The 6,532-nt window shown below is 68.3% G+C and carries 6 protein-coding genes and 1 pseudogene; 4 read left to right on the forward strand and 3 right to left on the reverse strand.

Annotated elements, in window-relative coordinates; all coding sequences use genetic code 11:
* Positions 1-172: 172 nt before the first annotated feature.
* Entirely contained in the window at positions 173-1,537 is a 1,365-nt protein-coding gene (gad, locus tag FNH09_RS26615; protein WP_152892342.1) for a glutamate decarboxylase, read from the forward strand.
* 422 nt (positions 1,538-1,959) lie between these two features.
* Positions 1,960-2,181, forward strand: a pseudogene (locus tag FNH09_RS26620) (dihydropteroate synthase); the annotation flags it as partial.
* 625 nt (positions 2,182-2,806) lie between these two features.
* Here FNH09_RS26620 and FNH09_RS26625 read toward each other — a convergent pair.
* Positions 2,807-3,985, reverse strand: coding sequence for an acyl-CoA dehydrogenase family protein (locus tag FNH09_RS26625; protein WP_162469135.1), 1,179 nt, complete (start codon positions 3,983-3,985; stop codon positions 2,807-2,809).
* A gap of 182 nt (positions 3,986-4,167) precedes the next feature.
* Positions 4,168-4,542 (reverse strand): four-helix bundle copper-binding protein, encoded by a 375-nt coding sequence (locus tag FNH09_RS26630; RefSeq protein ID WP_152892346.1) that lies wholly within the window; start codon positions 4,540-4,542, stop codon positions 4,168-4,170.
* 132 nt (positions 4,543-4,674) lie between these two features.
* On the opposite strand from FNH09_RS26630, the gene FNH09_RS26635 reads away from it, so the two are divergent.
* On the forward strand, positions 4,675-5,040 hold the full coding sequence (locus FNH09_RS26635; RefSeq protein ID WP_152892348.1) for a DUF6479 family protein: 366 nt from the start codon (positions 4,675-4,677) through the stop codon (positions 5,038-5,040).
* A gap of 114 nt (positions 5,041-5,154) precedes the next feature.
* Positions 5,155-5,973: a polyphosphate kinase 2 gene (gene ppk2 / locus FNH09_RS26640; protein ID WP_152892350.1), complete on the forward strand. Its 819-nt coding sequence runs from the start codon at positions 5,155-5,157 to the stop codon at positions 5,971-5,973.
* 59 nt (positions 5,974-6,032) lie between these two features.
* On the opposite strand, the gene FNH09_RS26645 is transcribed toward ppk2, so the two are convergent.
* A partial coding sequence (locus FNH09_RS26645; RefSeq protein ID WP_152892352.1) for a zinc-binding dehydrogenase occupies positions 6,033-6,532 on the reverse strand: 500 nt, incomplete at its 5' end.

Here is a 6,532-nt window from a genome sequence, read left to right on the forward strand (position 1 = left end):
GACGGGTCGGTGCGGGGGCCACACGAGCCGACGAAATTTGGAGGCTGGTCGGTGCCCTTCTCGAATAAGGGGCTGTTCCGTTCGCGCTGAGCCGCAGTCAGTTCGGAGCCTCACTGGTCTATTCTGGCGTGTCCCTCACCGGGGCAGGCGCCGGCGCTGTTTGAATCGTCATATGGCCAAGGGTGACAACGCGGATCTTTTCGGCAACCGATTCTTGACCGTGCCCGCTCCCTCGGAGACCTTCCCCGAGGAGGGCATGGCTGCGACGGACGCAATGAGGCTGCTGGATGTGGACCTCGCCATGGAGGGTGACCCGCAGCGTAACCTCGCCACGTTTGTCACCACTTGGATGGAGCCGGAGGCGCAGCGGATCATCGCCGAGAATCTCCACCGCAATTTCATCGACCATGCGGAGTACCCGATTTCCGCCGAGATCGAGCAGCGTTGCGTACGCATGCTCGCCGACCTCTTCAACGCGCCGGGCAGGACAACCGGATGCCGGACCCAGGGCTCGTCCGAGGCGATCATGCTCGGGGCGCTGTCGCTGAAGTGGAAGTGGCGGGAGCGCCGCCGGGCGGCCAATCTGTCGGTCGACCGGCCCAACTTGGTCTTCGGCGGGGACGTCCACGTCGTGTGGGAGAAGTTCTGCCGTTACTTCGACGTCGAGCCGCGGATCGTGCCGCTTGCCGAGGGCAAGTACACGATCGGCCCGGAGGATGTGGAGCCTCACCTCGACGAGAACACGATCGGCGTCGTCGCCGTCCTCGGCACCACGTTCACCGGCCACAAGGACGACGTCGTCGGGATCGACAAGCTCCTGCAGGACGTTCGCAAGGAGCGGGACCTCGACATCCCGATCCACGTCGACGGAGCCAGTGGCGCGTTTGTGTGGCCCTTCCTCTACCCGGACTCGAAATGGGACTTCCGGCTCGAGCAGGTCCGTTCGATCAACGTCTCGGGACACAAATACGGCCTCGTCTACCCCGGCATCGGCTGGCTGGTCTTCCGCAAGGAGTCCGACCTGCCCAAGGACCTCGTGTTCCACGAGAATTATTTGGGCAAGACCGACGCGACGTTCACGCTGAACTTCTCTACCGGCGCGTCGATGGTGCTTGCGCAGTATTACAACTTCGTCCGGCTCGGTCGCCAGGGCTACACCTACGTCATGAAGATGTTGCAGGAGAACGCCCACGTGTTGGCGGACAACCTGCGTAGCAGCGGCCGCTTCGAAGTGATCGGGAGCGACCTCGAACAGCTGCCGCTGGTCGCATTCCGTCTCGCCGGCAAGCACGCCTACGACGAGTCCGACGTCGCCTGGCAACTCTCTGCCGAGCGCGGTTGGATGGTGCCGGCGTACACGCTCCCGCCGAACGCGGAGCGGGTGAAGATCATGCGTGCCCTGGTCAAGGAGACCCTGAGCCGCGAGCAGATCGATCGCCTGAGCCAGGACATCGAGGACGCGTGTCGCACGTTGGACGGCAAGGGTGCGACCCATGAGATCGAGCGGGCCCAGGTCAAGCGCGGCACCGGCTACTGACGCACCTCCGCTCCCCGGTTGTACACACCTGCTGGCTCTGAGGGCGGCGCTTTTACCGCGTCGCCCCTCCCGCTCCCGCACCCCCGGCGGCAGCGGTCTCGGCCTCGCCGCATCGATCACCCAAGGCCACGGCGAAGGCGTAGAGCTGGACATCGGACCAGCAAGGGACGCGTTTTCCGCTTCGTCCTCCCCTTGGCCGACGGGGCTGGACCCGTCTGAGAAAGAGGGCCCGACGCCGCATCGTGTCCTCGCCGGCGCCTGGGGGTGACGAGTCATGTCTGCCCAGCGTGCACCCATCGCAGTTGCGTGAATCCGCAACTATCCGGGAAGTGATCACGGTGTCGCCGGGAAGTGCAGGCTCAACTGGCCGCATCGCCGCTGGCCGGTGAAACTCGTGAACGACCCAGGAACTCGCCGACACGGGCTGCCCACTCGTGGTCATGCACTCCGTGCAACGTCATGGCCCGGCAACTGAGGTACGAACCGATCCCGTGGAAGTGTGCCGAGGAATCGAGCAGTTCTTCGCCGACCGTCTGACCGCACTGGAGACCGCCGGGGTCGGGCGCGACCGGCTGATCATCGATCCGGGACTCGGCTACTTCTTGGACAGCGGGCCCGAAACCTCACTAAAAGCTGTGGCCTGAGTTCGATCGACGAGTCGATCAGATCGCAGATCACCTCGATGTCATCGAGGGCCGAGTCAACTACGCGAACCGCCGTCGGCGCCCGGCCGAGTGGCGCATGGCGAGTGAAGAGTGGCACCTCCTGACTGCCGGCATCCCGCGCCTGCGCAGACTTCACGAGCGGGGCGCCCCTGGGATTGGAACCGCCCTCGCACGGAGCGGAGCCACTCAAGGCGAACCTGTCCACAGCCCCGTCATCCGTGAATCCGAGCGCAATGCGACCGTGAGGCCAGCCTCCAGATCCGCACCGCCGACATCCTGTCCGGGCTGACCTCAGCGTGAGGATCACAGGCCTCAGACTGGGGGACGAAGCAGCGAGCAGCTCTGCTGGCGCGGACGTCCGAGACTCGACACGGCTCGGGACTCCTTGCGACCAGTATCTGCTCCTCCGCGTCTCCGTACGCACGATCATCGAGTAAGAGACACGAACGCGCAGCATGCCTGAACCTCACCAGCCCTGAGAAAACAGCAGGTCAGCCGCCTCAGACAGCCTGCAAGCCAGACCCGCTGCCCTCCGGTCCGTGCCGACGGTTCGGTGCCCACCATCCCGCTTTTGTGCCGACTGAAAAGCCTCGTCACAACCCGGCTACCGACGCACCCGGGGCATCCCCAGGCCGATCCACGCGATGATCTCCCGCTGGATCTCGTTGTTGCCGCCGCCGAAGGTGAAGATCACCGCCGAGCGGTAGCCGCGTTCCAGTTCGCCGCGCAGGACCGCGCCCGCGGAACCCTCCTGGAGCGCGCCCGGGGCTCCGACGATCTCCAGCAGCCAGGCGTAGGCGTCGCGCCGGGCCTCGGAGCCGTACACCTTGACGGCGGAGGCCTCCTGCGGGGTGAGGGTGCCGTCCTCGACGGCGCTCACCATCCGCCAGTTCATGAGCTTGAGGGCGTCGAGCCGGGTGTGGGTCTGCGCGAGCCGACGGCGCACCCAGGGCAGGTCGACCACCCGTCGGCCGTCGGCGAGCTTGGTCTCCCGCGCCCAGCGCTGCACGTCGTGCAGGGCCCGGATGGCCATGGTGCCGTGCGCGGCGAGGGTCACCCGCTCGTGGTTGAGCTGGTTGGTGATCAGCCGCCAGCCCTGGTTCTCCGCGCCGACGCGGCGGGAGACGTGGACGCGGACGTTCTCGTAGTAGCTGGCCGTGGTGTCGTGTCCGGCGAGGGTGTTGATGAGGGTGCAGGAGTAGCCGGGGTCCGTGGTCGGCACCAGCAGCATGGTGATGCCCTTGTGGGGCGGGGCGGCCGGGTCGGTGCGCGTCGCGAGCCACACCCAGTCGGCCGTGTCCCCGTTGGTGGTCCAGATCTTCTGCCCGTCGACGACGTAGGTGTCGCCGTCCCGTACCGCGCGGGTGCGCAGCGCGGCGAGGTCGGTGCCGGCGCCGGGCTCGCTGTAGCCGATCGCGAAGTCGATCTCGCCGGAGAGGATACGGGGCAGGAAGTACGACCTCTGCTCGTCGGTGCCGTACCGCATGATCGTCGGGCCGACGGTGTTGAGGGCCATCAGCGGGAGCGGTACGCCCGCCTGGGCGGCCTCGTCGAAGAAGATGAACTGCTCCATGGCCGACAGGCCGCGCCCGCCGTACTCCTTCGGCCAGCCCACGCCGAGCCAGCCGTCCGACCCGAGTCGCCGGACGGTCTCCCGGTAGAACCGCTTCTGGGCGGCGGGCTCGGCATGGCGGGCGGAGGCGTCGGCCGGCATCAGCCCGGCGAAGTAGGCGCGCAGTTCGGTGCGCAGCCGCTGCTGATCGGGCGTGTGATCGAGGTGCACGGCGCCTCCAGGTTCCGTTCGGCCGGTCCTGACGGCGCACACCGTAGAACGTGTTCCAGAAATTGGGAACGGGATGCACACCACCGATCGCGCACGACCGGAGCGACACCGGTACCGACGCCGGTACCGAAACCTGGGCCGCGCCGGTTCACCTCAGCGCGGCCACGACGTCCGCCGCCGGTTCACCTCAGCGCGGCCATGAAGTCGGCACAGGCCCGGGCACACGCGCGACAGGTGTCCGCGGACGCCTCCGCCCCCGGCTGCCCGTCGAACATCTGCGCACATTCCAGACAGACGGTGCGGCACCACTCCAGCTGGATGCGGACCGCCGACTCGTCCTCGTCGTCACCCTGCTCGGCCAGCGCACGGCAGGTGGCGTCGCACACCTCCGCGCACATGATCGCCTTGCGTCGTACGAGCTCGCGCTCCTCACTACTCCCACCCGGATCCACCAGGCTCGCGCGGACGGCACACACCCGGGCGCAGTCGGCACACGTCTGCGCACACGCGAACCGGTCCTCCAGGAACCGGAACAACTCCTGCTGGGATGTCGTCAATGCCACATCCTGCGGGTAGCCGCGTCGCCCGGAGCCAAACCTGAAGCCCGGCAGACCGTAGCGGAACATGAAGCCAGGCAGACCGTAGCGGAATATATGGTTCACCCCGATCCCAGCGGGTATCGGAAGGGCATGATTACCGCAAACGCGCAGATAGCCGCGGAAAGCGGCTGGCTGACTCTCGGACCACTGCTGGCGGGCCTGGCCGTCGTGGCCATCCTGCTGGGCGGTTTCTACTGGGGTGCCATCGTGCGACGCCGCGAGTCGCCCCCACCTCGTCCCGAGGAACAACCGCACCTGCCGCCGGGAGGCGCGGTCCGTGAGGTCCAGGAAAACCGTGAACCGGACGAGATGCCCAAGGGCCCCGGCCGGGTGCTTCCGCACGACCTGCACGGGTACGGCAATCTCGGCACCCGCAGCAGTACCTCCACGACGCGGCCCCGCTGGGCCAGGGGCACCAGCGGGTCGTTCGGCGGCGGCGGACTGGGTGGCCACTGAAATCCGCGCCCGACAGGGCACCGAACCGCGAACCGGGGCCGGCGTTGGACGCCGGCCCCGGACCTGTCCGCACGGGCGCGGCCGCGGACCGGTCGGCGAGCCGGAAGGGACGGCATGGCCCAGAAGGAAGACAGGGACGACAGTGCGGCGCGGCTGCCGCGCAAGACGTACGAGCAGGAGCTGCTGCGCCTCCAGACCGAGCTGGTGAGACTCCAGGAGTGGGTCCGGGCGGAGGGCGCCCGGCTCGTCGTCGTCTTCGAGGGGCGGGACGCGGCCGGCAAGGGCGGCACGATCAAGCGGGTCGCCGAGTACCTCAACCCCCGGATCGCCCGGATCGCCGCGCTGCCCAGGCCGACCGAGCGCCAGCGCACCCAGTGGTACTTCCAGCGGTACGTGGAGCATCTGCCGGCCGCCGGGGAGATCGTGCTGTTCGACCGGTCCTGGTACAACCGGGCCGGGGTGGAGCACGTGATGGGCTTCTGCACCCAGGAGGAGTATCAGCTCTTCCTGCGCCAGTGCCCGGTCTTCGAGCGGATGCTCGTCGAGGACGGGATCCTGCTGCGCAAGTACTGGTTCTCGGTGAGCGACACCGAGCAGCAGGAACGCTTCCGGCGCCGGCTGGAGGACCCGCTGCGCCGCTGGAAGCTGTCCGCCATGGACCTGGCGTCGATCACCCACTGGGAGGCTTACTCCCGGGCCAAGGACGAGATGCTGGCGCACACCGACACCCGTGAGGCGCCCTGGTACGTCGTGGAGAGCGACGACAAGCGCAGGGCCCGGCTGAACACCATCGCCCATCTGCTGGGGTCCCTGCCCTACCGCGACGTTCCGCCGCCGGTGCTGCGGCTGCCGGAACGTCCCCCGTCGACCGGCTACACCCGGCCGTCGCGTGAACTGCAGACGTACGTCCCGGACCACTGCGCCCGGCTGTGACGACGGGCCCGGGCCGCCGCGGCGGCCCGGGCCCCGCCCGAGCGGCCCCGGACCCGTTTTCAGCCCGCGGCGCCGAAGTCGAAGACGATCCGGGCCCTGACCTCGCCCCGCAGGACCTCGTCGATGGAGTCGTTCACGGTGTCCAGCGGCCGGGTCTCGTAGATCACCTTGGTACGGCCCGCCGCGTGCAGCTCGAAGACCTCGGCGAGGTCCTGGCGGGTGCCGACGATCGAACCGATCACCGAGGTGCCGTTCAGGACCGTGTCGAAGATGGGGACCTGGATCGTGCCGTGCGCGGGCAGCGCCACCATGACCAGCTTGCCGCCCCGGCGCAGGCCGGAGTTGACGGCCGCGAACGAGTCCTCGTTCACCGCGAGGGCGACGGCGGCGTGCGCACCGCCGTGCTCCTTGAGCACCGCGCCCACGTCCTCCTTGCGGGCGTCGATGACGAGGTCGGCGCCGAGTTCGGCGGCCAGCCGCAGCTTCTCGTCGGAGATGTCCACGGCGGCGACGGTGGCTCCGGCGATCTTCGCGTACTGCACGGCGAGATGCCCGAGCC

This window comes from Streptomyces adustus (genome assembly GCF_009377175.1).
Classification (GTDB): domain Bacteria; phylum Actinomycetota; class Actinomycetes; order Streptomycetales; family Streptomycetaceae; genus Streptomyces; species Streptomyces adustus.